This window comes from Micromonospora parva (genome assembly GCF_000718515.1).
Taxonomy (GTDB): Bacteria; Actinomycetota; Actinomycetes; order Mycobacteriales; family Micromonosporaceae; genus Micromonospora; species Micromonospora parva.
The window spans coordinates 132,115-156,035 of sequence record NZ_JNZS01000020.1 but is presented as its reverse complement, the minus strand read 5'-3'; the positions used below and the strand labels follow the sequence as shown (position 1 = coordinate 156,035).

At 72.0% G+C, this 23,921-nt stretch carries 18 protein-coding genes; 6 read left to right on the top strand and 12 right to left on the bottom strand.

The window, feature by feature from the left end; translation table 11 throughout:
• Window positions 1-12: 12 nt before the first annotated feature.
• The 3 genes from IF22_RS0124925 to IF22_RS0124915 all read right to left on the bottom strand — a co-directional run bounded on the left by IF22_RS0124925 (window position 13) and on the right by IF22_RS0124915 (window position 4,696).
• Window positions 13-939 (bottom strand): ABC transporter ATP-binding protein, encoded by a 927-nt coding sequence (locus IF22_RS0124925; RefSeq protein ID WP_051708770.1) that lies wholly within the window; start codon window positions 937-939, stop codon window positions 13-15.
• The gene (locus IF22_RS0124920; protein ID WP_030336012.1) at window positions 936-3,968 is read right to left on the bottom strand and encodes an FtsX-like permease family protein; all 3,033 of its coding nucleotides are present in this window, start codon (window positions 3,966-3,968) and stop codon (window positions 936-938) included. Before IF22_RS0124920 ends, IF22_RS0124925 begins: the two co-directional genes overlap by 4 nt.
• A gap of 80 nt (window positions 3,969-4,048) precedes the next feature.
• Window positions 4,049-4,696 (bottom strand): ABC transporter ATP-binding protein, encoded by a 648-nt coding sequence (locus IF22_RS0124915; RefSeq protein ID WP_030336010.1) that lies wholly within the window; start codon window positions 4,694-4,696, stop codon window positions 4,049-4,051.
• A gap of 279 nt (window positions 4,697-4,975) precedes the next feature.
• Between IF22_RS0124915 and IF22_RS0124910 the strand changes: the two genes are divergently transcribed.
• Window positions 4,976-6,142: a peptidoglycan DD-metalloendopeptidase family protein gene (locus IF22_RS0124910; RefSeq protein WP_030336008.1), complete on the top strand. Its 1,167-nt coding sequence runs from the start codon at window positions 4,976-4,978 to the stop codon at window positions 6,140-6,142.
• Window positions 6,143-6,204: 62 nt separating this feature from the next.
• Window positions 6,205-7,569: an N-acetylmuramoyl-L-alanine amidase gene (locus IF22_RS33385; protein WP_051708769.1), complete on the top strand. Its 1,365-nt coding sequence runs from the start codon at window positions 6,205-6,207 to the stop codon at window positions 7,567-7,569.
• A 23-nt stretch (window positions 7,570-7,592) separates the two neighbouring features.
• On the opposite strand, the gene IF22_RS0124900 is transcribed toward IF22_RS33385, so the two are convergent.
• Genes IF22_RS0124900 through IF22_RS0124890 form a run of 3 tightly spaced genes read right to left on the bottom strand, consistent with a single transcriptional unit; the run spans window position 7,593 to window position 11,326 of the window.
• Window positions 7,593-8,174: a TetR family transcriptional regulator gene (locus IF22_RS0124900; RefSeq protein ID WP_030336004.1), complete on the bottom strand. Its 582-nt coding sequence runs from the start codon at window positions 8,172-8,174 to the stop codon at window positions 7,593-7,595.
• Window positions 8,175-8,226: 52 nt separating this feature from the next.
• Window positions 8,227-8,892 (bottom strand): hypothetical protein, encoded by a 666-nt coding sequence (locus tag IF22_RS0124895; protein ID WP_051708768.1) that lies wholly within the window; start codon window positions 8,890-8,892, stop codon window positions 8,227-8,229.
• Between the two features lie 28 nt (window positions 8,893-8,920).
• Window positions 8,921-11,326, bottom strand: a complete 2,406-nt coding sequence (locus tag IF22_RS0124890; RefSeq protein WP_030336000.1) for a PEP/pyruvate-binding domain-containing protein — start codon at window positions 11,324-11,326, stop codon at window positions 8,921-8,923.
• Window positions 11,327-11,476: 150 nt separating this feature from the next.
• Here IF22_RS0124890 and IF22_RS0124885 point away from each other — a divergent pair, with 150 nt between their 5' ends.
• The 3 genes from IF22_RS0124885 (at window position 11,477) to IF22_RS33380 (ending at window position 15,610) form a co-directional block, all read left to right on the top strand.
• On the top strand, window positions 11,477-12,124 hold the full coding sequence (locus IF22_RS0124885; protein WP_387223150.1) for a M23 family metallopeptidase: 648 nt from the start codon (window positions 11,477-11,479) through the stop codon (window positions 12,122-12,124).
• Between the two features lie 72 nt (window positions 12,125-12,196).
• Window positions 12,197-12,427 (top strand): DUF2188 domain-containing protein, encoded by a 231-nt coding sequence (locus IF22_RS0124880; protein WP_030335996.1) that lies wholly within the window; start codon window positions 12,197-12,199, stop codon window positions 12,425-12,427.
• Window positions 12,428-12,601: 174 nt separating this feature from the next.
• Complete coding sequence (locus IF22_RS33380; RefSeq protein WP_030335994.1) at window positions 12,602-15,610, top strand: fibronectin type III domain-containing protein; 3,009 nt, start codon at window positions 12,602-12,604, stop codon at window positions 15,608-15,610.
• Between the two features lie 77 nt (window positions 15,611-15,687).
• Here the strand turns inward: IF22_RS33380 and IF22_RS0124870 are convergent, their stop codons facing one another.
• From IF22_RS0124870 to IF22_RS0124855, 4 genes are all read right to left on the bottom strand, one after another.
• Window positions 15,688-16,671 (bottom strand): COG1361 family protein, encoded by a 984-nt coding sequence (locus IF22_RS0124870; RefSeq protein WP_030335992.1) that lies wholly within the window; start codon window positions 16,669-16,671, stop codon window positions 15,688-15,690.
• A gap of 16 nt (window positions 16,672-16,687) precedes the next feature.
• Entirely contained in the window at window positions 16,688-17,233 is a 546-nt protein-coding gene (locus IF22_RS0124865; RefSeq protein WP_030335990.1) for a hypothetical protein, read from the bottom strand.
• A gap of 168 nt (window positions 17,234-17,401) precedes the next feature.
• Window positions 17,402-18,424, bottom strand: coding sequence for a DUF4331 family protein (locus IF22_RS0124860; RefSeq protein ID WP_030335988.1), 1,023 nt, complete (start codon window positions 18,422-18,424; stop codon window positions 17,402-17,404).
• 159 nt (window positions 18,425-18,583) lie between these two features.
• Window positions 18,584-19,840: a glycoside hydrolase family 16 protein gene (locus tag IF22_RS0124855; RefSeq protein WP_030335985.1), complete on the bottom strand. Its 1,257-nt coding sequence runs from the start codon at window positions 19,838-19,840 to the stop codon at window positions 18,584-18,586.
• Window positions 19,841-20,220: 380 nt separating this feature from the next.
• On the opposite strand from IF22_RS0124855, the gene IF22_RS0124850 reads away from it, so the two are divergent.
• Complete coding sequence (locus IF22_RS0124850; protein WP_030335983.1) at window positions 20,221-20,619, top strand: hypothetical protein; 399 nt, start codon at window positions 20,221-20,223, stop codon at window positions 20,617-20,619.
• A gap of 13 nt (window positions 20,620-20,632) precedes the next feature.
• On the opposite strand, the gene IF22_RS0124845 is transcribed toward IF22_RS0124850, so the two are convergent.
• On the bottom strand, window positions 20,633-22,090 hold the full coding sequence (locus IF22_RS0124845; protein ID WP_081883995.1) for an aminotransferase class V-fold PLP-dependent enzyme: 1,458 nt from the start codon (window positions 22,088-22,090) through the stop codon (window positions 20,633-20,635).
• Window positions 22,083-23,837 (bottom strand): ABC transporter ATP-binding protein/permease, encoded by a 1,755-nt coding sequence (locus IF22_RS0124840; protein ID WP_030335980.1) that lies wholly within the window; start codon window positions 23,835-23,837, stop codon window positions 22,083-22,085. The genes IF22_RS0124845 and IF22_RS0124840 overlap by 8 nt, the downstream gene beginning before the upstream one ends.
• Between the last annotated feature and the right edge of the window lie 84 nt (window positions 23,838-23,921).

Genomic DNA, 23,921 nt, shown 5'->3' with positions numbered 1-23,921 from the left:
CAGACGGCCTGGTCAGGGCGGGTCGCCGACGCTGGTCACCCCGTCGTCTCCGGGGCGGGACGACGGGGTGGTCACGGCGCGCAGGGTGATCGACTGATCGGTGTGCTCGACCTCGAACAACGTCCCGGCGGGGAAGGCCGCCGACGTCTCGGGCGGCAACTGGATCGTGCCGTCACCGGCCACCACGGCGAAGTCCCGGCCGTCACGCCCCTCGGCGCCGACCCGGCCGTCGCGGATGGTGACCGCCCGGCCCAGTCGGGCGCCCACCTCGCCGTCGTGGGTCACCACCACCACTGTGGTGCCCCGCTGGGCGTTGACGGTGGTCAGCGCGGCGAGCACCTCGTCACGACCGGCCACGTCGAGCTGACTGGTCGGCTCGTCGACCAGGAGCAGGCCGGGCCCGGCGGCGAGCCCCTGCGCCAGCGCTGCCCGCTGGCGCTGACCCGGGGTCAGGTCGGCGACCCGCCGCGCGCCGGCACCGCCGAGACCGACCAGTTCGAGGATCGCCTCCGGTGGGTCGAGCCGGCGTCGGGCCGTGCGCGCCACGGCTCGCTGCGCCAACCAGATGTTGCGCGACAGCGACAGGTACGGCAGCAGGTTGCGTTCGGCGCCCTGGAGCACGGTGCCGACAGTGGTGCCGCGCAGGGCGGCCAGGCCCTTGGCGGGGAGCCGGGACAGCTCGTGGTCGCCCACGTGGACCCGCCCGGCGGAGGGCTGCATGAGCCCACCGAGGATCGCCACCAACGTGGACTTGCCGGAGCCGGACGGACCCACCAGCGCCAGCATCTCACCGGCCGCGATGCTCAGGTCCACGCCGGAGAGAGCGGCGACGTCCCCGGTGGCGGTGGGGTAGATGTGGATCAGTCGATGGCAGCTGACGGCCACCCCCTCAGCCGGCCGTGCGGTGGTCACCGGCGCGTCCTGCCGGGCCGCGGTCATCGACCGCTCCGGCGGCGCACCGAGCCGGCGATGATCCGACCGAGCACGACAGCGGTGAGGGCGAACAGGACGACGGCCGGCACCGCGAACAACAGCAGCCGGTCGACGGTCGGCCAGTCGGGTGTCGGGACCGGTGAGCGGCCGTCGCTGAACAGGCGCTGCCCGCCCCGGGTGAGGAGCCAGATCACCAGGGTGACGAGAGCACCCGACCCCACCGCGAACGCGACCGGCCATCCGTAGCCGCCCCGCACGGCGCGTGGCGGCAACCCCTGCCGACGCAGCGCCACCAGCGTGGCCACCCGGGCGCGTTGCTCGGCGGAGGCCGTCGCCACCATGCCGGCCGCCCCGATCAGCACCCCGGCCAGCGCGGCGAAGACGTTGAAGCGCAGCGCCAGGGCCGCTCCCTGTCGATCGAAGTCCGCTCGGACCTGGGTGATCGTCCGGTCGCCCCGTACGACCAGGCCCTGTTCGCGAAGCCGGTCGAGGACATCGGTGGGAGCCGACCGCGCCAACCAGACCTCCTCGCTGCCGTTCTGACTGGCGACGGCGAGTCGGTCCGCGTACTCCAGGTCGGCGATGAGACCGGACGCGCCGAGCCGCGGCAGGCGGTCGACCAGACCTCGAACCGACCCGTTGGTCGGTGTCCCGTCGACACCGTCGTACGGATGAGACCCGCCGAGGCTCGTCCCCTTCGACCGGGTCAGGTAGATGGGCAGCGGGAACGGCGAATCGAGCACACCGACACCGGCCGGCCTCGCGCGCGGGCCTTCCGCGACTTTGAGGACCAACGCGGCTTTCGTTCCGCTCGCTGTGCTGATGGACGTGTCATCCGTATCGAGCAGCCGCCACCGTTGCAGATCGGCGAGCTGTGCGCCGGTCAGCACGACCGACTCGCCCTCGCCGTCGGCGGTGCTCAGCTCCTCGAACTGGACCGTGAGTGGCCGGGACACCACGGGAGCATCGATCTCGATCTTGACGAGTCGGCATTCCTGCGCGCACTCGGGCACCTGGAGGTCGTAATCCTTCCGGCCGGGCGTGATGTCCTCGCGGGCAAGGGCAACCCGGGTGCCGTTCCGTCCGGAGATCGTGATCGCGAGGCGGACCCGATGCCCGCCGAAGATCTCGGCGTCGAAGTCGGCGGAGAGCGCCATGATGAGCTGCTGACCCCGCAGCCGCACCGGTTGCCCGGGTGCGGGCGGGTGGATGTCTCGGGCGATGTCCGCCAGCGAGGCGCCGTAGGACGGATGCGGCGCGGCCACCGTCGCCAGCCTCTCGGAGTCCACTGCCAGCAGCGGTGTGCCGGCCGCGGCGGGCGTACCCGACACCACGGCGGCCATCGCGAATCTGCCCTCGGGGTCGACCGCCCGCACGGCTGTCAACAGATGTGCACGCGACGTCGCGTCGACCTCGACGACGCGGGGCGCGCCGACCTCGACGACCGACCGGTCGAGGTAGGCGGCCGAGGCGACCTCACTCGTCGCGACGGTGAAGGCGAGCATGGCGACGGCCACGGTGAGCAGGGCGATCAGCGGCCGGAACCGGGGTTGGCGAGCCACCTGCACCAGGGCGAGGCCGACCGCTGTGCGGCCACGCGCGAGCAGCGCCGCGCCCACAGCGGCGCCGGCGAGCATCGCGACCCGCGCCAGCAGCACGCCTGCGGCGAGCGCTCCGGCGATCGGTGCCACCAGCGCCAGACCACTGGGCGATCCGCCGGAGCGCAACTGCACCACGGCGCCCACGGCGATGGACACCGCGACGACGTCGCCGATGGTGGCCCGCCACCCTCGTACCCGGGCCGGCACCCTACGCAGCAGGTCGACGACCGGCGCGGACATCATCCGGGCCTGGGCCAACAGCACCGCGGCGAGCGCGCCGAGGGCGGCGACAGCGGCGAAGACGATCGTCGTCGCGTCCACGGCGACGTCGGCGTGGGCCGGGAGGGTGCGCGCGGCGAGCAGGTCGGCGGCGGCCAGACCCGCCAGGCAGCCGAGGGGGATCGCGACCAGGACGGGCACGGCGTGCTCACCGATCGCCAGCACCCACAGCCGTCGACGCTGCACGCCACGGAGCAGGAGCAGGCCCTGCTCCGGTCGGCGTTGGTCGGCCGCCGAACCGACAGCGACGAAGAGGACCAGCCAGCAGAGCAGGACGAGCAGCCCCGCGCCCAGCACCACGCCGTCGGCCAGCTGCCCGCGTTGCAGTGTGACGCGGTCCAACAGACTCGGGAAGCTGCTGCCGGCCCCGTAACCCTCACGCCCCCCGTCGCGCTCCAGCACCGCGATCGTCTGCCGCAGGTCCGGCACGGATCGGCCGTCCAGCAACCGTTCGGTGGCGTAGAGATCGGCTGTCGAGCGGGACAGGATCACGTCGTCGTCGGCGAGGGGTGACGACTCGGCGCTGAAGATGGCGTCCTCGGCGCTACCCGGGATCGACGTGGTGGCCGTGTCCGCGGCGGGCGGCCGGATGAGCTCCTCGCCGAGCCAGTACGGATCCCGCACGTCCAACGGTTGGTAGACGCCGGACACCCGCACCGGCACGGCGCCGAAGGTGAACTGATCCCCGACGCCGACACCGAGCCGCGCCGCGGTGTGCGTACTGACCATGACCTCGGGGACCTGACCTCTCGCTGTGGCCCGGGGGCAGGCGCCGGTCACGGTGACCCGCTCACAGACCCCCGCCCGATAGGTCAGGTTCGAGGTCACCCTGCCGGCGCGACCGGCGGCGACACCGCCGCTCTGGGCGCCCAGGACGACGTCGAACCCGGCCGGCGTCAACTGCCGGACCCTGTCGGCGAACACCGTCCTGGTCGGATCGCCGGGCATCCCCGGATACTCGACGGGCTCGGCGAGTCGCACCCGCCGCTCGTTCGGCTGCGCGGTGGACAGTTCGTAGCGCCACAGGGCCTGCCCGGCCGCGGCGGTGTAACTCGGTGCGGCCGCGGCGGCGGCACTGGCGAGCAACGCGAGCAGGAGCACGGCGGCGGCCTGCGCCCGACGGGCCGCGAGCGCTGCCCAGATGATGGTCAGCATTGACGGCGATGCTATCGGCGGTGCCTTTCGCCCGCCGTCCCGTGCGGATGGACTGAGATCTGCCGGTTATCGCAGGCCCGTCAATCGCGGACGATCTCCGCCCGACCCTCGACGAGATGCAGCTCCGCCTCGCAGGCGGCGGCCACCTCCGGGTCGTGGGTGGCGAACACGACCGCCGCGCCCCGGCGTGCCTCGTCGTGCAGCAGATCCAGCACGCGCTGCCGATTGCCCGCGTCCAGCTCGCTGGTCACCTCGTCGGCCAGCAGCACGCCGCCGCGCAGCGCCAGACCGCGAGCGATGGCCGTCCGCTGCTGCTGGCCGCCGGACAGCTCCTCGACCAACTGGTCGGCCTGGCCGGCGAGACCCAGCCGATCCAGCATCGTTGCGGTCTGCTGGCGTGCCTGCGCCGCTGCCACACCGCCGGCGACCAGCGCCACCTGCAGGTTCTCGGTGGCGGTCAGGATCGGGGCCAGACCGTTGTCCTGCGGGACGAGGACGATCCGGTGCTCGACCGCGTGGTCGCGGTCGCGAAGCGCCTGCCCGTCGACTGTCACCGCGCCGTCTCGCGGGCGCAGCAGCCCGGCCATCGCGTGCAGCAGGGTGGTCTTGCCGGCACCCGACGAACCGGTCAACGCCAGCACCCGACCCGGACGGACCGTCACCGACACGTCCCGGAGCACGGTCGGCGCATGGCCGTAGCCGATCGACACCCGTTGAAGAGTCAACATCCGCGCTCGCCCCCTCCGGTAGCGGCGTTCCGCACAGTGCCGCGCCCTACCGCATGGCGCAATTCTCGTTCAGGGGTGGTGCGGCGCGCAGCCCGGCCGAGGCCGGCTCGGGCGCGAATCCAGGGATGTAGAAAACCTTCGATGGGTTCGTTGACTTTTGACGATTTGCTACACAACAATCGGCGTCAATATCGACGGTTGTCTCTCGGTTGTGATCCGGCGGGAGGCATCCGTGGCGGAACTCGACGGTCCGAGAACCCATCCGAAAGTGAGGCCACGATGAGACACGGTCGACGACTGGTCGGCGGCACAGCCGCCGCCCTGTTGATGGTCACGAGCCTGATCGGGGCGGCGCCCAGCGCCGCCGCCGCGGCCGTCACCCCCGCGCTCACCGCCGCGGTGACCGCCAAGCTGCTCGGTTCTGCCGAACTGTCAGTGGCCGGAGCGCGACCGGAGACCCGGGTCACCGTCAGCCGTACCAGCGGCCGGTGGGCGTTCGGCACCGCCGTCGCCCTCGCGCCCCGGCAGGAGGACGCCCACCCCACCGGGTCGATCTTCATCGCCCGGTCCGAGCCTGCCGGGTGGCGGATCGCCTTCGACGGCGAGGCCGCCTTCGGCGCCCTGGCCGCCGAGTCGCCGCTGACGACCGCGCAGGAGAGGGACGTGCTCACCACCACCCCGAGCCCGATGTACGCGGGCGGCGACTACCGGACCGGGATGGCCCTGCCATTCGGCGTGGGTCAGACGTGGACGCTCACCAGCGGCCCGCACGGCTGGGGTGGAACCGAGTCGCCGTACAGCTCGGTCGACCTGGCCGGCGGCGACCAGGTGGTCCGTGCCGCCCGGGCGGGCGCGGCGTACACGATGTGCCAGGGGTGGATCCGGGTGATCCACGACCGGGGCTACTCGACCGACTACTACCACCTGTGGAACAGCATCTCCGTCAACGGCGCCAGCGTCGGTCAGGGCGCCGTCCTGGGTAACACCGGCACCGACGTCACCTGCGGCGGTGCCGCCTACGGCCGGCACGTCCACTTCGGGCTCCGGCAGAACAGCGCGTACGTGCCGATCGCCGGGCACGACATCGGCAAGTGGGTGCTGGCCAACGGGGCCGCCGCGTACCAGGGCGGTGCACGGCACGGGTCGGCCTGGGCCGGTGCCGGTGGCGGTCTCTACAACTACGGCGCGCTCGGCTTCAACCAGGGGGTGGTCGACGCGAACGGTGGCGGGGCGCTCACCCGACGTGCCGGGCCGGGGACCGGCTACGGCTCACTCGGCTCGGTGGCCGACGGCGCCACTGTCACCATCTCCTGCTCCGCCAACGGCACCTCGCACACCGGCCGGTACGGCACCACGGCGCTCTGGAACCGGTTGAGCGACGGCAGTTGGGTGTCCGACGCCTACCTGTCGACAGGTGTGAACGGTCCGGTCAACGGCTGGTGCTGACGAGCCCGACCCCGAGGTGGGCGGCCCCGCGCCGCCCACCTCCGTCACCGCGAGGAGTGCTGATGTCCGCTCGAACCTCCCACCGAAGCCGCTTCCTGCTCGCCCTGACCACCGCCCTGACCGGGGTCGTCGTGGGTGCCACCCCCGCCGCCGCCGACCCCGGCGGGACACCAGCGACGGCCACCCCGCTGGCCGTCGCGTTCGACACCGCCGCCGCGCGCTACGACGTTCCGCGCGACCTGCTGGTGGCGCTCGGGTACGCCGAGTCGCGGCTGGACATGCACGGCGGCGCGCCGAGCGCGGCCGGCGGGTACGGGCTGATGCACCTGACGAGCAACCCCGAGGTGCGCACACTGGACGAAGCCGCCACGCTCACCCGGCTCAGTCCGGCCGCGCTGCGGACCGACGCGACGGCGAACGTCCTCGGGGCGGCAGCAGTGCTGCGCGCGTACGCCGATCAGGCCGGCCGCACCGCCGCGGACCGCGACGACGTGAACGCCTGGCATGCGGCGCTGGCCCGCTACGGCGGCGCGCACGACCCGTCGGTGGCGCGGCGCTACGCGGACAGCGTCTACGACCTGCTGCGCGCCGGGTTCAGCGAGCGCGGCGAGACGGTGCCGGGTCGACCGGTCGCGCCGCGCCGGGGCGGGCTGGAGCGCGCCGGCGGGGTCGGCACGCTCAGCACCGACTACGGGCCGGCCGTCTGGGCGCCGGCCAGCACCAGCAACTACACGGTGGCCAGTCGACCGGGCAGCCACCCGGTCACCCGCATCGTCATCCACACCGCGCAGGGCTCGTACTCCGGCACCGTCGGCTGGTTCCAGAACCCGGCCGCGCAGGCCAGCGCGCACTACACCTTCCGCTCCTCCGACGGGGCCGTCACCCAGTCGGTGCGGGAGAAGGACATCGCCTGGCACGCCGGCAACTGGACCTACAACACCCAGTCGATCGGCATCGAGCACGAGGGGTACGTCGACAATCCCGCCTGGCTCACCGACGCGATGTACCGCGCGTCCGCCGCACTCACCCGCAGCCTCGCCACCAGGTACGGCATCCCGAAGGACCGGGCGCACATCATCGGGCACAACGAGGTGCCCGGCGCGACGCACACCGACCCGGGCCCGAACTGGAACTGGACCTACTACCTGCAGTTGGTCAACGGCATCACCGGCGTCGGCTCCGGCACGGTGAGCACCAGCGCGAGCACCCTGAACGTCCGCTCCGGCCCCGGTGCCAGTTATCCGGTCGTCGGCTCGGTCGCCGACGGCGCCACCGTCGCCGTCTACTGTCAGGCCGTCGGCAGCACTGTCACCGGCCCGTACGGCACGACGTCCGTCTGGAACCGGATCGGCACCAACCGCTACGTCTCCGACGCCTACCTGCTGACCGGCTACGACGGGTACATCCCGAACGTGCCGCGCTGCTGACGGCCCGGTACGACCACTACCGCTCAGGCGGTCGACGACGCGCCGAAGAGCAGGTCCAGCTGGGCGTCCAGCGCGCCCAGCGCCTGCTCGGCGGTGTACTGCCCGCCGAGCAGGTAGACACCCAGCCCTTCCATCAGCGCCAGCAGACCGGCCGCGGCGGCGGCGTCGTGCCGCTCGGGCAGGAGGCCGGCGATGAACTCGGTGAGCTGCCGGGTGCCCTCCCGCAGGCCGGTCGCGGCGGCCGGACGTACCGCCGTGTAGGCGAGGAACGCCAGCGCCACCCGACCGTCGTCGCGGGTGTGCGCGTCGACCGGCAGCAACGCGGCGAGCAGGGTCCGCAGCAGCAGCCGGGGCGGTGGGTCAGCACCCAGCCGGGCCACCGCCTCGGTGACCCGGATCTGGCTGCGCTCGCGGACCACGCTCAACGCGAACGCCATCATCTCGTCCTTGGTCCGGAAGTAGTGCTGGACCATGCCGGCCGACACGCCGGCTGCGGCGGCCACGTGTCGGAGGCTGACCGCTTCCAGCCCCTGAGCCGCGGCGACCCGCATCAACGCGTCCGCGATGAGGGTGCGTCGCTCCTGGTGGTCGACCTTCTTCGGCATGGCCTCGATCGTTTCACAGTGGTTGGCCCGGGCACCCCGCCAGCGGCGGTGGTTACCGGCTGACGGTGCCGCCCGTGGGGGTGCCCCGGGCGCTGCGCAGCAGGCCGTCGGGGTCGTCGGCGTACAGTCGCAGCTCGTTCGTCGGCGCGGACCCGCCCCTCGGCAGGTCGAAGGTCAGCGGCCGGCGCAGCAGGACGTCGACGCTCGTCTGGCTGCCGACGGCGATGGACACCACCCGGCGGTCGCCCTCCTGCTCGACCTGGACCGACCTGCTCGACGGCAGCGAACGGTACCGCTTGCGCAGTGCCTCGACGTCGGCCCACGGGATGAAGATGTCGATGCCCGCGTTGAGCCGCACCCGCAGGCCACTGTCACCCACGACGTGGGGATGGATGGTCATGCCGGCGTACAGCCCGATCATCCAGAGCAGACCCCAGACGCCGAGGCCGAGCACGATCCAGCGGGCGGGCCGCCAGGGCACCACGTGGGTGACGACGACATCGAAGATCGGGATCTCCAGCGCCGACAGCCCGATGAAGATGCCCAGGATCGGCTTGACCACGCCGAGGTAGCCGAACGGCTCGTCGCCGGGCCGCAGTGGCAGTGCACGCCGCCGCGCCCACACGTAGAGGTTGCGCCACGTCGCGGCCTCGGCCTCGGCCGCGCGACGCAGCAGCGGGCCCACCCGCGCCCTGGTCGTCGCCGTGGTGTCGCTCATCGTCGTCCTTCTCCGTAGGGGTGGACGGTCAGTGGACCGTGACGGTGCCGGCGCCGCCGTCGACAGTGACGAGTTGCCCCGTGGTGATCGTCCGGGTGGCGTCCGGCACGCAGATGACGGCGGGAATGCCGTACTCGCGGGCCACCGTCGGGCCGTGCGCCATGATCGCGCCGGTCTCGGTGACCAGCGCCGCGGCGGTGAGGAACAGCGGGGTCCACCCGGGGTCCGTGGTCGCGGCCACCAGGACGTCGCCGGGCTCGACGTGGGCGGTGCCCGGGTCGTGGACGACCCGGGCGGGGCCGGTCACCCGACCCGCCGACGCGCCCACGCCGGCGAGCGTCCCGTCGCCGGCCGCCGTCGGGGGCAGGACCGCCTCGACGTCGGTGCCGTCGGAGAGCAGCGCCACCGGCACCGTCGCGCGGCGTAGCTCCCGGCGGTGCACGGCCCGCCGGGAGGTGACTGTCGCTCGCGGGTCGACACCCTGGTGTACGGCGGCGTGCACCTCGTCGAGGGTCAGGAACATGATGTCGTCGGGTTGGTCCAGCAACCCGGTGCCGTGCAGGTCGGCGCCGATGAGCAGCAGTTGCCGGCGGGTCTCGCGCAGTGGGTACAACCCGGCGAACTTGCCGGCCTCGCGCAGACCGGCCAACGACCGCGCCCGGCGCAGCAGGAAACCGGCGATGGTGCCGCGCACCGGCCGCCGACGGCGGGCTCGCCCGATCAGCTCCGCCAGCGCTCGCTCGGCGGCGACGGCGGCCTGTCGGAAACGTTCGTCGGGGCCCTGGCGTGGATCGGTGACCCGCAGGTAGTTGGCGACAGCGGCGAAGACCGGCGCGGGGTCCTCCTCCCAGCGCGGCACGCCGAGGTCGACTTCGGCGACGCCCCGGTGGCCGTAGGCCTCCAGGAAGGCGACCATGCCGATGTCGGGCAGGGTTCCGCGCAGGTAGCGCGTGGCCAGCTCGGCCGGCGGGGTGTCGAGCAGGAGTCGGCGGTGCTCGCCCGCGCCCTGGGCCAGCCGCCACAGCGCCAGGTCCATCTCGATGGTGACGTTGTGCGGCATGCCGCCCAGCACGGTGTGGATCTCGTCCGGCCCGGTGAGGCCCTTGAGCAGCGCGACCGGCAGCGCGGCGGCCAGCATTCCCGCGACGATCGGCCACATGATCGCGTCGGCGCTGTCGTCGGCCTCCTGCGCCGTCTGCACGAAGCGCAGCCGGTCGGCGGCGGTGCGCAGGTCGGCGGGGGCCGCAGACCGGGTCCTCAGCCGCTCGACCGCCTCGAACATCCGAATCCGTGCGGTGTCGGGACGGGCCAGCGCCCGCAGGATCCCGACCACCGCACGCCGGGCCGTCCGCAGCGAGGCGGCCCCCGGGGCCCGGCCGCGGCGGGGGCCGCCGTTGGTCGGGGCGAAGCGGGGGTCGTCCAGCAGGTGCTCCATCACCGCCTGGGCGCGCGGCCCGAAGTCGACAGCCATGAGCTTGACCAGCCGTTTGCGCGACGACCGGTCCCGGGCCAGGTCGGTCAGGTCGCCGTAGAGCCGCCCACCGATGTCCACGATCTCCACCCGCACCCCGAGCGCGGCCAGCATGGCGGTGATCTGCGTCCGCAGTGTCGCCATGCCCATCGGGGTGACCGGTCGCAGCATGCCCTGGACGTGACCGAACTCCAGGTAGACCCGGGGGAGGGGCTTGTCGGTGGCCGGCGGCTGCGGAAACATCGTGGTGATCGGCCGGGCCTGCAGCAGCCACTGGACGTCGTGCGCGTCGATCGCCCACTCGATGTCCTGCGGGCAACCGAAGTGGGCCTGCAACCGTTCGCCGGTGGCGCGCAGATCGGCCAGGTGTGCGGAGGTCAGGCAGCCGGTGTCGGCTCGGCTGACGCCGTCGAGGACGTAGTGGTCCACAGTCGCCGCGCCGTCCACCACGGCCGTGCCGAGACCGGGGGCCGCGTCGACGGTCATCTCGTCGCGCCGCCCGCTCAGCGGGTTCGCGGTGAACAGCACCCCGGCCACCGTGGGCGTGATCATGCATTGCACCACGACGGCCATCCGCACCTGCCGGTTGTCGATCTGTCGGGCGTCGCGGTAGGCGGTCGCCCGGTCGCTGTGCAGCGAGGCCCAGCACTTCTCGACGGCGGCGATCAGCTCGGCGTCGCCGACGACGTCGAGCACGGTGTCGTGTTGCCCGGCGAAGCTCGCGTCGGGCAGGTCCTCCGCCGTGGCGCTGGAGCGCACCGCGACCCGGCCCGCGCCGAGCCGTTGGTACGCGGCGACGACCTCGGCGGCCGGTACCACGCCGAGTCGGTGTGCCTCGGTGGTGACGCAGAAGCCCTCGGGGACCCGTTCGCCGCGCCGGATCAGCTCGCCCAACCCGGCGGCCTTGCCGCCGACCAGGTCGAGCAGGTCGGTGGTCGCCTCGGACAACGGGATCACGTGCATGGGGGCCCACTCTCTTTGCAATACAACTGCATTGAATGCGACGGTACCTCGTTGACGATGCGACTGCAATGTCACCGCTCGCGGTGCGACAGGGCTTTGAGGCGCTGACCCGGCGCCGTGGCGTTGCCGGGATCTGCCATGCTCGGGCCGGTGACGACCGGCCGCCCCGCCAGAGCCCGTGCCCACCGCCGCCCCCGACGCCGTGCCATCCGCGTCCTCCTCGCGCTCGTCGCGGTGGCGGCCGTCCTGGGCATCGCGGTGGTGGCGGTGCCGATGCTGCGACCGGCCGGGCCGCGTCCGCTCTTCCAGATGCCGGTGGCCTGTGGGGAGACGTGGCAGCTCAGCACCTATCCCGGCCACGACGACTACGACGTCGACTTCTTTCCCGTCGAGGGCGAGACGTGGGGGCGGCCGGTGCTCGCGTCCTATGCCGGAACTGTCACCGTGGCGGGCGTCAACGGGTCGCTCGGTGGTCGTACCCCGGAGAACCCGGAGGGTCCGCGCGGGCGCGGCGGCGGTTACTGGGTGAAGATCGATCACGGCGGCAAGTGGGAGACGCAGTACCTGCACCTGCTCGAACCACCACTGGTCGAGGTGGGTCAGAAGGTCGCCCAGGGCGAGCAGATCGGGAAACTGGGCAGCACCGGCAACTCCGGCGCGCCGCACCTGCACTACGAGCAGCGCCGAGGCTGGGAGAAGGTCGAGACGCACTTCGACGGCGAGCCGTCGGGCATCACCACCGACGAACGCGAACAGATCCTGCGGCGGGTGAGCAACAACTGCCCGGCCGTCTCCTGAGGACGGCGGTTTGCCCGGTGCTTCTCGGGGCACTGATTCGGGGAACAGTTCGGACCCAGGGAGGAGCCGGCCATGGTCAAGGGTGACGTCGACACGTACCACGAGGACGGTCAGTGGAAGAACAAGCCGGAGGGCAACGAGCGGGCCAGCAGCACGCATGACGTGAAGGCCGACGCGCAGGCCCAGGGCCGCGAGATGGCGGCCGACCGCGGCGTCGAACACGTGGTCAAGAAGCAGGACGGCACGATCGGGGAGAAGAACACCTACCCCCGCAGCCGTGACCCCCGCGACATCGAGGGCTGAGCGCCCTCGTCCCGAATCTCGCACGGACCGACCCCCTCGGCAGGAGTGCCGGCGGGGGTCGGTCCGTTTCCGCTGGCGGTCGTCGGCCTGCCGCGGTTATCCGAGTACCGAAATTATGGGTGTTTTTGGGGGTTATAGTCCGAATCGGTACTGGAGTGAAAGCTGGGAGTGGGCATGTCGTTGTGGAACCGGCGTGGTCCGTCGAGCGCCGGGGCGCTGATCATCGTCGTGCTCGCCGGGATGCTCGTGGTCGAACCGCTCCCGGCGTCGGCGGCCGGCTCCGTCCTGTTCGACCAGCCCTTTCACCAGAACACCGCGAACGGCATCGGCGCGGTGTCGCTGCCAGCAGTGCCCGGCACCGGGACTACCAACGCCGCCTGCCTGAGCGCGGCCGGCAACTCCACCACCGGCCCACTGCTGAGTTGCACCACAGCCACCGACCCGCAGGGCGCGGGCAAACTGCGCCTCACCCCCGCGACCGTCAACCGGCAGGGCGGGGTGTTCGGCGCGGTGAGCGTCCCCACCTCGCAGGGCCTGCACCTGACCTTCAACACCTACCAGTACGGCGGCGGCAACCCGGGCGCGGACGGCCTCGCCTTCGCGCTGGCCGCCGTCGACCCGGCCAACCCGAGGTCGCCGTCCACCCTCGGCCCGTCGGGCGGCTCGCTGGGCTACTCGGCGGCCTTCAACGGCGTGTCGGCGGGACTCTCCAACGGCTACCTGGGCATCGGCCTGGACGTCTTCGGCAACTTCAGCAACAGCACGTACCAGGGCACCGGCTGCACGAACCCGCCGTACATCTCGACCACCAACGCGCGGGTCCCCGGCCAGGTGGTGGTCCGGGGACCGGGCCGCAACGGGGTCGGCTACTGCGCGCTGAACAGCACCGCCGCAAGCACCTCGGCTCCTGCGCTGCCGCTGCGGGCCAGCACCCGAGCGGCGTCGGTGGTGCCGGTCGAGGTCGTCGTCAACACCACCTCGTCGTCGTACACCACCGACACCGGCATCACCGCTCCCGCCGGCCAGTACCGGGTCAGATTCACCCCGGTCGGCGGGCAGGCCCGAACCCTGGAAGGCGCGCTCCCGGTGGTGTCGCCCAGCCTGTACCCGTCGCCGACCTGGCTCAACGCCAACGGCTACCCTCGGCAACTCGCCTTCGGCTGGGTGGGCTCGACCGGCTCGGTCACCGACTTCCACGAGGTCGACGACGCCCGGGCGGTCAGCTTCAACCCGGTACCCGACCTGAACGTGGCGCAGACCAGCGCGGTCGGTGCCACCCCACAGCCCGGTGACCCGGTGACCTACTCGATCACCGCGGGAGTCGACGCCGGCACCGCCGAGACGGCACCGATCTCGGTCACCCAGACCCTCCCCGCCGGTGTCGTCCCGCGCGGCGCGTTCGGCTCCGGTTGGGTCTGCGGCGCACCCTCCGGTCAGAGCGTCACCTGCACCAACAGCAACGGCCCGTTCGCCGGCGGAACCTTCCTGCCGCCCATCACGGTCACCGCGACCGTCACCGGCACCGGCGTGACGCCGGCACAGATCCAGACCGCGACGGTGGCGACCTCGTCGTCGATCGACGCGAACCCGGGTCTCGCCACCGGCACCACCCCGGTCGCGCCGGCCACCGCACCGAGCGGCGTCACCGTCACCCCGGCGCAGAGCACGGTCTCCGGAGGCATCCCGGTCACCGTCGGCGGCAGCAACCTCACCGCAGCGACAGCGATCACCATCGGTACGGCCGCCGAGCAGCAGGCCGGCACGTCGGTGCTGCTGGTGCCGTGCACCTCCGGCCCGGCCGCCGGCTGCTTCACCGTGAACCCCGACGGCACCCTCGGCATCTCCGCCATGCCCGCCCGGTCCAGCCCGGCGACAGTCACGGTCAGCGTCGTCACCCGAGGCTCCGCCGGATCGGCGAGCTACGTCTACGCGTCCGCCCCCGGCACGCCGAGCACGCCCACCGCTGTCGCTGGTGGCGCCAGCGCCACCGTGAGCTGGACCGCGCCGGCGAACAACGGCAGCCCGATCACCAGTTACCTGATCACCCCGATCCGGGACGGCGTCACCCAACCGACAGTCACCTTCGACGCCTCCACCACCAGTCGCACCCTGACCGGGCTGACCGTCGGCGCGTCGTACACCTTCCGGGTGGCAGCGGTGAACGCCTACGGCACCGGTGCGGCCAGCCCACCCTCGGCGGCGGTGGTCCCGTACACGCTGCCCGCGGCCCCGACGAACACCTCGGCCACCGCGGGCACCAACGCCGCCACGGTGAGCTGGACGGCCCCGGCCAACGGGGGGTCGCCGATCACCGGTTACACGGTGACGCCCTACCTCGGTGCCGTGGCGCAGACCCCCCGGGTCTTCACCGGCACCGCCACGACCCAGATCGTCACCGGGCTGACCGCCGGTGCCTCGTACACCTTCCAGGTGGCCGCGACGAATGCCGCCGGGACCGGTCCACAGTCGCCCGCCTCCGCGTCGGTGACCGTCAACGCGCCACCGACGCTGACCTTCCCACCGCCCCCACCCGGCAAGGCGTACGACCCGTACCAGTACCAGCTGACTGTCACCGGCGGCACGGGCCCGTTCACCTGGGCGGTCAGCGCGGGGAGCCTGCCGGCCGGGCTGACCCTCGACCCGCTCACCGGGCTGCTCTCCGGCACGCCCACCGAGGCCGGGACGTTCCCGTTCACCGTCCGGGTGACCGACTCGTTCGACCAGTCCGCGACCCGACCGGTCGACCTGGTCATCACCCCGCTCGGCGGGCTCTCCATCAGCGTCCCGGCGGTCTCCGCACTCGGCACCGTCACCTCGGGCACGACCGGCGTCTCAGGCCAACTCGGTCCGGTGACCGTCACGGACGACCGGGGGCCGTTCTCCGGAAACTGGGTCAGCGTCGTCTCCAGCACGAGCTTCACCACGGGTTCCGGCTCGGGCGGCGAGACCATCCCCACCAGCAACATCACGTACGCCTCCGGGCCCGCCCTGGCCAGCACCGGGATCGGCACCTTCGTGCCGCAGCCCGGGGCGTCGCTGTCCACCCCGCGTACCGCCGCCGGGTGGTCCGGCCAGGCGGGGGGCCCGAACGCCGCGACCTGGAACCCCACCCTGTGGGTGGCCATCCCGTCCGGAGTGGTGGTCGGCGACTACGTGGCGGTCGTGACCCACTCCGTCATCTAGGGTCGCTTCGCTGGCGGGACGCCGCTGCCCGGCCGTTGGAAGGCAACGGCCGGGCAGTCTCTGCGGTGGTGCGGGCGTCAGGCCAACCGGGTCCGGTGCCTGCGGACGAGATGCCAGCCACCAAGGGTGCCCAGCACCAGCAGGGCGATCCCGCCGACCAGGTAGACCAGCCAACTCGGCCCGCTGGAGGCCGAGACCGTCATCGGCGCCGCGACGGGAAGGACGATCTTCCCGGTTGCGGTGCGCTGCACAGTGCCGCTGGCGAGCGTCGCGTGCACGTCCCAGGTACCCGCGGGCAGCGTCTGGTTGATTTCGATCCGAACCTGACCGCTCTGGCCGGGCAGGATCGTCACCCCGTTGGTCACCTTGAACGGTCCGGCCTGGACCGCGGTCTTGGTCAGCGACAGGGTGCCGGTCATGTCCAGCGCGCGTTCACCGGTGTTGGTGACCTTCGCGGTGACGACGGGGAACTCGCCGGTGCCGGGCTCCGCGGCCAACCCCTCGATCCGGAAGTCCGTTGGCGGCTCACCACCCGGACCGACGTCGAGGTAGACCCGGATGCCCACCCGGTGGATCTGGGTGACGTTGCCGGCGCCTTCCGTCGCGCTGGTGACCTGTGCCCAGATCGCGGCGTACCGCTCGCCCTTCGAGGCCTTCTCCGGCACGGCGACCTCGACCTCGACCGGTCGTCGCTCGCCCGGGTCCAGCCGCATCGCGGCGGTCCTCAGCCGGATCCACCCGCTGAGCTCATTGCCGGTGCGCCCCTCGGGCACGGTGAAGGCGTTGTTCTCGACCGACGCGGCGCCGGCATAGAACTCGATCTTCTGCGTCTCGGCGGAGGTGTTCTGCACCTCGACCCGGCGGTTGATCGTCGCCCCGGGCTCCAGGTGGTCCACGATGTAGACCCGGGCGCGGGGATCCTGCACCCGACTCGCCGGGATGTCCAGCATCCGGATGCTGATCGCGGCCTCCTCGGCCGGATCGTGTCGCTGCTCCCGCACGGCAACGGCTGGTGCCGCCGAAACCCCGAGCGCCACGAGGGCGACCGAGGCCAGCAGCACCAGCCGGCCGAGCGGCTCAGAACACCGAATGTGTCACCGTCCCGGTGTAGACACCCTGGACGGTGCCGACGGGCACGTTCACCACCAGGGTGGGGTTCCAGGCGGCGAAGTTGTTGCCGGTGCCGCCGGTGTGGGTCATCGCCGTCCGGGGCACGTTGATGACCACCGCGTCGGCGGAGGTCGGCTGGCCCGGTGTGAAGGTGCCGCCGCCGGCGGTCGCCGTCGCGGGGCCGGACCAGTACAGGACGTTGATGTTCGGGATCGTCTCGCCGGAGCTGCCGCCGCCGGTGGTGAAGTCGGTGGAGATGACGTTGGCGGTCCAGTTGGGGGTGAGCGACCCGCGTTGGTCCAGCACGGTGACCGGGCCGAGTTGACCGGAGACGGTCGTGCCCTCCACGCCGTTGCCGATGTTCGCCGTCGACGGCACAGTGATCGACAGACCACCGGCGGCGTCGACGGTGAGGGTGACGACAGTGTTGCCCGTGGTGTCCGCGGCGGCGGGTCCGGCGAGCGCGGCGACGGCGGCAACGCCGGCCAGGCCCGCGAGAATCTTTCTGCGCATCGAGTCTCCTTCGTCCTAGAAAACCTGGGAAGCGCTTCCGAGACTAACTACGCAAAACGCCCATAATGGGCTGAACGACGCGAACGTCACCCGGTCGTCGGCCGGTGGTCGTGTTCGGTCTCGGCGAGGGCCCGGCGCCCTGCTGGCCGCCGAGCCCCGCGAGCAGCCTCAGGCCGGAACCACGTACGGGAATGTGGCGGAACGGGCCGCCTTGGTGACCTCCGAGGTGAGACCGGAGGTGGTCGCGGTGTTGAGAACCAGGGAGAACATCACCTCGGGCGCGTTGTCGGCCAGGCCCCGTCCGTTGCGGCCCGCGAAGCCGAAGTTCGCTGCCGTGCCGACCGTGTACGACAGCAGGTCGGGGTAGAGCTGCCGGGCGACGCTCCAGCCGTACGCCTGTGGATCCGGCGCGGTGCCGTTCGCCTTGACGACCCCGGCGACCGCGTTCGCGATCTCCTCGCCGCCTTCGGCGAGGTCGCTGCCGGGGTGCCGGAAGTTGGCGGGGTCGGAGAAGTCGGTGTCGTGGGGCCAGAAGATCGGCCACATCATGGGGTGGCCGGCGCGGTTGATCTGGCGCCAGCCGCCGGCGTCGGTGGCCAGCAGGGTGCGACACCACACGCCGATCTCGGTGCCCTCGCGCAGCAGTGGCTCGTCATGGGAGACCTCGAGAACGATCGACTCGACGGTGGTGCCGGCGAAGCTGTTCCTGGCCTGGTCGGCCCGCCACGCGGAACGGTCCACCACTGAGCCGTTCTTGACCGCGCCGTTGATGGTGGCGAGTTCGTCGAGGTCGATGAAGAAGGGGTCGGTGATCCGGCCGGCCCAGACCCGCACGTTGCCGCCGGCCGTGACCTCGCCGGTCCGCCCCTCGACGATGGGGGTGCCCATCGCGGCGTCGTCGCGGGCGTCGGCCCCGGTGAGCTCGTACAACTGGAGGGCCTGCCGGGCGTCGCCGTCCGGTTCGCCGAAGGCGAACCGGTAGGTCAGGTCCTCCGCCTCGGCGCCATTGATGTGAATCTTGATCTCGTAGCGCGCCTCGGCGTGGAAGCCGCGCTTGATGTCCGCCTTGGTCACCGAACTGTTCACGTCCATGACGAAGACAGTGGCGCGGTCGCCGTTGAAGACGAAGAGGTCGTCGATGTACAGCTGGCCGCCCTGGGCGGCGAGGGGCGTATCGAGGTGGTGCGACATGAGCTCACTCCCGGAACTGCCAGATTGTGGATTAATCCGAACATAGAGGGCGCAAGCCTGGCCGCTGCCTTCATCGAGCCAATCGGTCTGCCGGGAACGCGGACACACACCGGTGGGCCGCCCGAGCTGCGCTCGGACGGCCCACCGGTGAACGGGTGGTCAGATGCGAGACCACTTCTGGTTGGCCGCGCCGAGGCAGTCCCAGAGGTGCAGCTTGCCGCCGTTGTTGGGGTTGGCCTCCCGTACGTCCACGCACTTGTTGGCGTTCAGGTTGACCAGGTCGCCGGCGGCGTTGAGGGTGAAGCGCTGGGCGCTGTTGCCGTTGCAGCTGACCAGGTTGACCTCGGTGCCGTTGGCGGTGCCGGCCCAGGCCGGGTCCATGCACTTGCCCATCGCGCGGATGGTCCCGTCGGAGGCGAAGGTCCAGCTCTGGGCCGCCGTGGTGTTGCAGTCCCAGATCTGGAGTTTGGCGCCCTCCACCGGGTTGGCGCCGGGGATGTCGATGCAACGACCGCTCTGCGCACCCCGGATCCGGCTGGTGCCGGCCCCCGGGTCGCCCCCGCCCGAGGTGTAGCTGGACACCCGGACGTAGTCGACGAGCATCTGCTGCGGGAACTGGGTCGAGCCGTCCGGGTAGCCGGGCCAGTTACCGCCGACCGCCACGTTGAGGATCATGAAGAAGGGGTGGTCGAACACCCAGCGGTTGCCGCCGAGCCGAGCGGGATCGACCCGGTGGTACTGCACGCCGTCGACGTACCACGTGATCACGTTCGGTTCCCAGTCCACCCGGTAGGTGTGGAAGGTGTCAGCGAGCGGCGCGCCGAGGGTGCGGCTGCCCGTGATGCCGCCGCCGCCGGAGTAGCCGGGCCCGTGCACGGTGCCGTAGACGGTGTTCGGCTCCCGGCCGATGTTCTCCATGACGTCGATCTCGCCAGCGTCGGGCCACCCGCCGCCGGTGCCGAGCATCCAGAAGGCCGGCCAGATGCCCTGGCCGCGCGGGATCTTGATCCGGGCCTCGAAGCGCCCGTACGTCTGGGTGAAGGTGGCCGCCGTCAGCAACCGCGCGGAGGTGTACTCGCAGCGCCCGTAGTGGCACTGGTAGTTGGCGGGGTTGTCCCGACGGGCGGTGATGACCAGGTTGCCCTGGCCGTCGTGGACGGCGTTGCTGGTGCTGTTCGTGTAGTACTGCCGCTCGTTGTTGCCCCAGCCGCCGCCGCCGATGTCGAACCGCCACTTGTTCTGGTCGACGGGGGTGCCGGCGGGGGAGTTGAACTCGTCCTGCCAGGTGATGGGGCCGATGGCGGCCTCGGCCCGGTCGGGGTGCGCCGGGAGGACGAGCGCCGTCGTGGTCGCGACGAGGGCGACCGCCAGGAGTACGAGAGGGCGGAAGCGGAGGCTGGGCCGGGCTGTGAACACGGGAGGCTCCTCAGCGTGGGGGTGGTGGAGGCGCTTGACCAGGATAGAGAGCGCTCTCTGGAGCGAAGTATGTCGATATCGTGGCTTTCTGTCAAGAGTGTTTCCAATACCACGACCGTCCGTTACCGCCCGATGCTGACCAGTGAGCGGCAAGCGCCGGACCGCTGTCGTTGACCTGCTGTCGATCGATGCCTCCGAGATGGACGGCGCTGACCCGTCGACGGAGTTCGGCGGCGGCACGACTGTTACTCGATAGCGGTCGAATCGACCCTTCCTATTGCCGTGGGGCGTCCACCCGCGACAGGATGGCGAGGCGTGCCGGAAACGTTTCCGTAACCTGCGCGCTGCTGGTCTCTGTCACAAGGAAGTGGGAGTCAGTCATGAGCGAGGCGTCGACGGCGCTGGGTGTGCGCCTTTACCCGGACCTGGTCGAGCGGGGTGGCCTGGCCCCCGCGCTCATCGACACCGCTGCCCGGCACGGGCTCGATGTCGGCCGGGTGACCGCGCCGGAGCAGGGGCGGGCCCGGTTCACCTGCGCCGAGCTGCACTCCGACGAGGGCGTGGTCTGCGTGGGACTGGGATCGCAGGCTCGATACTTCATGATCGACCTTCGGGTCTCGGGCGAGGTTCTCGCGCGCGGTGACGTCATGGACCTCACGCAGGTCGCCCACGTGGCCGCGGCCTGGCGGGCCGGCCTGACGATCGCCGAGCTGACCGCCCGGTTCCCGTTCATGGAGGAGATCAAGCACCGCCCGGCACCGGTGGCCCAGGTCGGCTGACCGGCCGGCCCGGTCAACAGCGCAGCCGAGGTGGCAGTGGTGACTCCGCGCCGGCCTCACGGTTGAGGTAGGTCGACTGGACGAAGGCGACGAAGCGTTCCGCGTCGGTCGCCGTGGACGCCAGTCCGAACGAGACGCGGACCGCGCCGCCCGTCGGCAGCCGCAGCGCCGCGAGGTACTTGTCGATCGTGTCGACCCCCGCCAACAGCCGCTGCCGCGTCGCGGCCCGACTGATCCCGAACGCGCCCTCGCCCGCGCCGGGATTGCAGAAACAACCGGTACGCAGGGAGATGCCGGCAGCTGCCGCCTCCCGCGCCACGAGCCGTTCGTCGACCACAGTGCCGTCCGGGTGGCGGAGGTTGAACGTCACAGTGCCGCCGCGCCCCGCACCCGTCGTCGGCCCGTACACCTCGACCAGCGGCCCGCCGGTGTCGTGCCGCAGGGTGGCCAGCCGCTCCAGCAGCCAGGCGGTGAGCAGGCCGACCCGGGAGTGGACGAGGTCCACGCCGATCGAGTCGAGCCAACGCAGGCCGAACTCCACGTCCGGGATGCTCAGGAAGTTGAGCGTGCCGTCCTCGAACGCCGACTCGTCGTCCATCGGCCGGTGCCAGTCACCCTGCACACTCACCGCCCGGATCGTGCCGCCGGCGAACCACGGCCGGCGCAACCGGGCCAGCGCCGAACGGCGAGCCAGCAACGCGCCGACGCCGGTCGGGTAGCCGAAGAGCTTGTACCAGCTCAGGCACACGAAGTCCGGCCGTACGACGCTGAGGTCCAGCCGGTTCGTCGGCGCGAAGGCGGCAGCGTCGAGCAGCACGTCGTAGCCCCGTTGGTGGGCCAGCTCCACCCAGCCCAGCGGGTGCTGCACGCCGGAGAAGTTGCTCTGCGCCGGATAGGCGAACAGCCCGCGCCGACGCGACCGACGGGCCAGGCGGCCCCGGCCGGCGTCGAGCGCCGCGACCAGGTCCGACTCGGCGACCCGCAGCTCCGGCCCGTCCAACGGCACATAGCGCACGGACCCGCGGGCGGACCGGGCGTACTCGCGGATGCCGTTGACCGAGTTGTGGTTGTCCCAGGTCAGCACCAGTGACGCGGTCCTGCCGAAGTCGTACGCCTCGCCGACCAGCCGGCAGGCGCCGCTGGCGTTCGGGGTGAAGACGACCGCGTACTCGGCCGGGTCGGCGCGGAAGAAGTCGAGCACCGCGCGTCGCGCCGACTCCACCAGCGAACCGGCCGCCGCGCTGGTCGGGTTCTCCGAGTGCGGGTTGCTGTACAGGCCGGCGAGCAACCGATCGTGGTGGGCGCGCACCTGGGCCTGGGCCGTCACCCCGGCCCCGGCGTAGTCGAGGTACACCCGCCCGTCGGCGTCCAGGTGTCGGTACTCGGTGGCGCGCAGCTCGTCGATCCGGCCGGTGGCGGCGTATCCCGGCAGCGCGGTGGGGGAGGTGTGCGGGGCCGGCTCACTACGCACGACGGAAGTCCCTCCGGACCAGCACCGCCCAGGCCGCGCCCAGGAAGAGCAGCACGAAGCCGCCGAGCACCAGCCAGTCGACCCACACCGGTCGGGAGAAGCTGTCGCCGTACGTGGCCAGTAGCGGCGGGCCGAGCGGGGAGCCGCCGTCGCGCCAGAGCCGCTCCACCCCGGCGGTGTGCCCCAGGCCCTCGAACGCCCACCGGTTCGACATCGCGTAACTGAGCCACTGACCGCCGACAGCCATGGCCGGCACCGGCAGGATCGCGCCGACGAACAGCACCTGCGGGAAGCAGAGCATCGGCAGCATGAGCGTCGCCTGCGCCGCGTCGGACACGGCCGCCGAGCAGAGCAGGCCGAGGGCGAGCGCCGCCGCCGAGGAGAGCAGCAGGGTCGCGTACAGGGCGGCGAAGTCGGCGCCGCCGACCGGCGGGAGCCGGTCCATGCCGCGCAGCACCCCGAGCAGCGCCAGGTCCACCAGGGCGAGCAGTGGCAGCAGCACCGCGACCTTCGCCAACAGGTACGGGGCCAGCCGGACACCGGCCAGCCGCTCCCGGCGCAGGATCGGCAGCTCGGTGCAGATCTGGAGGAGCCCGTAGGTCAGCCCGAAGAAGAAGCCGCCGAACGCGATCCAGAAGAGGATCATCACGGTCACCGTCGGGCTTGGTCGGCTCGGCTCGAACGCCCCCGGCCGGAACAGCAGCGCGAACATGCCGAGCACCATCAGCGGGGAGCCGAGCAGGATCGCCAGCGTCAGCCGGTTGCGGGCGACGATCTCCGCGTTGCGCGCGGTGAGGACCGCCCACTGGCGCAGCCGGCCGGCGCGCCGGGGTGGCGGCACGGCGCCGCCGTCATCGGCGGTGCTCCGGGCCGGCTGCTCGGCGGTGCTCCGGGCCGGCTGCACGGCGGTGCTTCCGGCCGGCTGGTCGGTGGTGCTTCCGGCCGGCTGGTCGGCGTCGCGCTGTTCGGCGAAGCGGTCGGGCCACTCGGCGGGCCGGGTGGTGTCGTCGAGTCGGAGGTGCAGCTCGACGAGGGACCGCAGGCCGAAGAACTCCCGGGCGGCGGCCGGGGTGCCGCTGAAGGCCAGCCGGCCCTGACGGGTCAGCACGACGACCCGGTCGCAGTGGTCCATGTCGGTGACCTGGTGAGTGGTCAGCACGACAGTGGCTCCCGTGTCGGCGAGCGCGCGGAGCACCCGGAGCAGCTCCACGGCGATCGCCGGGTCGAGTCCGGAGGTGGGTTCGTCCAGGAAGAACACGCCGGGTCGGGTGAGCAACTCGACGGCGATGCTGGCGCGCTTGCGTTCACCGCCGCTGAGCAGGCCGACCGGCGTGCCGGCCCGGTCGGTGAGTCGCAGCTCGGCGAGCACCTGTGCGACCCGGTCACTGATCTCCTCCGGCTCGGTGGCGGAGGGGAGGCGTAGTCGGGCGGCGTACCGCAGGGTGCGGGCCACTGGCAGCTCGCGGTGGATGATGTCGTCCTGCGGCACCACCCCGATGGCGCCGGTCGCGGCGGTGCCGTCGTACGTCACGGTGCCCGCTGTCGGGTGCTGCACCCCGGCGAGGACCTCCAGCAGGGTGGTCTTACCGGCGCCGCTGGCGCCGACGATCGCGACCAGCTCGCCCGGCGCGATGCTCAGGGAGATGTCGGCCAGGATCTGGCGGCCGCCTCGCACGCTCTGGCCCAGCCCCTGAGCGGCGATGCCGACACCGGCTCGCGGGGGAGACGTGGTCTGCTCGGTGGTCATGGCGAGTGCTCGATCCGGTCGGGGAGTGGTCCGCCTGAAAATCGTGACTCGTCGATGCTACTGAGTGGCCGCGCAGTGTTGCCC

What these genes read in the sequence shown, in the direction of transcription:
- IF22_RS0124925 (WP_051708770.1), bottom strand. Translation starts at nt 939, where the DNA reads ATGACCGCGGCCCGGCAGGACGCGCCGGTGACCACCGCACGGCCGGCT.
- IF22_RS0124920 (WP_030336012.1), bottom strand. Translation starts at nt 3,968, where the DNA reads ATGCTGACCATCATCTGGGCAGCGCTCGCGGCCCGTCGGGCGCAGGCC.
- IF22_RS0124915 (WP_030336010.1), bottom strand. Translation starts at nt 4,696, where the DNA reads ATGTTGACTCTTCAACGGGTGTCGATCGGCTACGGCCATGCGCCGACC.
- IF22_RS0124910 (WP_030336008.1), top strand. Translation starts at nt 4,976, where the DNA reads ATGAGACACGGTCGACGACTGGTCGGCGGCACAGCCGCCGCCCTGTTG.
- IF22_RS33385 (WP_051708769.1), top strand. Translation starts at nt 6,205, where the DNA reads ATGTCCGCTCGAACCTCCCACCGAAGCCGCTTCCTGCTCGCCCTGACC.
- IF22_RS0124900 (WP_030336004.1), bottom strand. Translation starts at nt 8,174, where the DNA reads ATGCCGAAGAAGGTCGACCACCAGGAGCGACGCACCCTCATCGCGGAC.
- IF22_RS0124895 (WP_051708768.1), bottom strand. Translation starts at nt 8,892, where the DNA reads ATGAGCGACACCACGGCGACGACCAGGGCGCGGGTGGGCCCGCTGCTG.
- IF22_RS0124890 (WP_030336000.1), bottom strand. Translation starts at nt 11,326, where the DNA reads ATGCACGTGATCCCGTTGTCCGAGGCGACCACCGACCTGCTCGACCTG.
- IF22_RS0124880 (WP_030335996.1), top strand. Translation starts at nt 12,197, where the DNA reads ATGGTCAAGGGTGACGTCGACACGTACCACGAGGACGGTCAGTGGAAG.
- IF22_RS33380 (WP_030335994.1), top strand. Translation starts at nt 12,602, where the DNA reads ATGTCGTTGTGGAACCGGCGTGGTCCGTCGAGCGCCGGGGCGCTGATC.
- IF22_RS0124865 (WP_030335990.1), bottom strand. Translation starts at nt 17,233, where the DNA reads ATGCGCAGAAAGATTCTCGCGGGCCTGGCCGGCGTTGCCGCCGTCGCC.
- IF22_RS0124860 (WP_030335988.1), bottom strand. Translation starts at nt 18,424, where the DNA reads ATGTCGCACCACCTCGATACGCCCCTCGCCGCCCAGGGCGGCCAGCTG.
- IF22_RS0124850 (WP_030335983.1), top strand. Translation starts at nt 20,221, where the DNA reads ATGAGCGAGGCGTCGACGGCGCTGGGTGTGCGCCTTTACCCGGACCTG.
- IF22_RS0124840 (WP_030335980.1), bottom strand. Translation starts at nt 23,837, where the DNA reads ATGACCACCGAGCAGACCACGTCTCCCCCGCGAGCCGGTGTCGGCATC.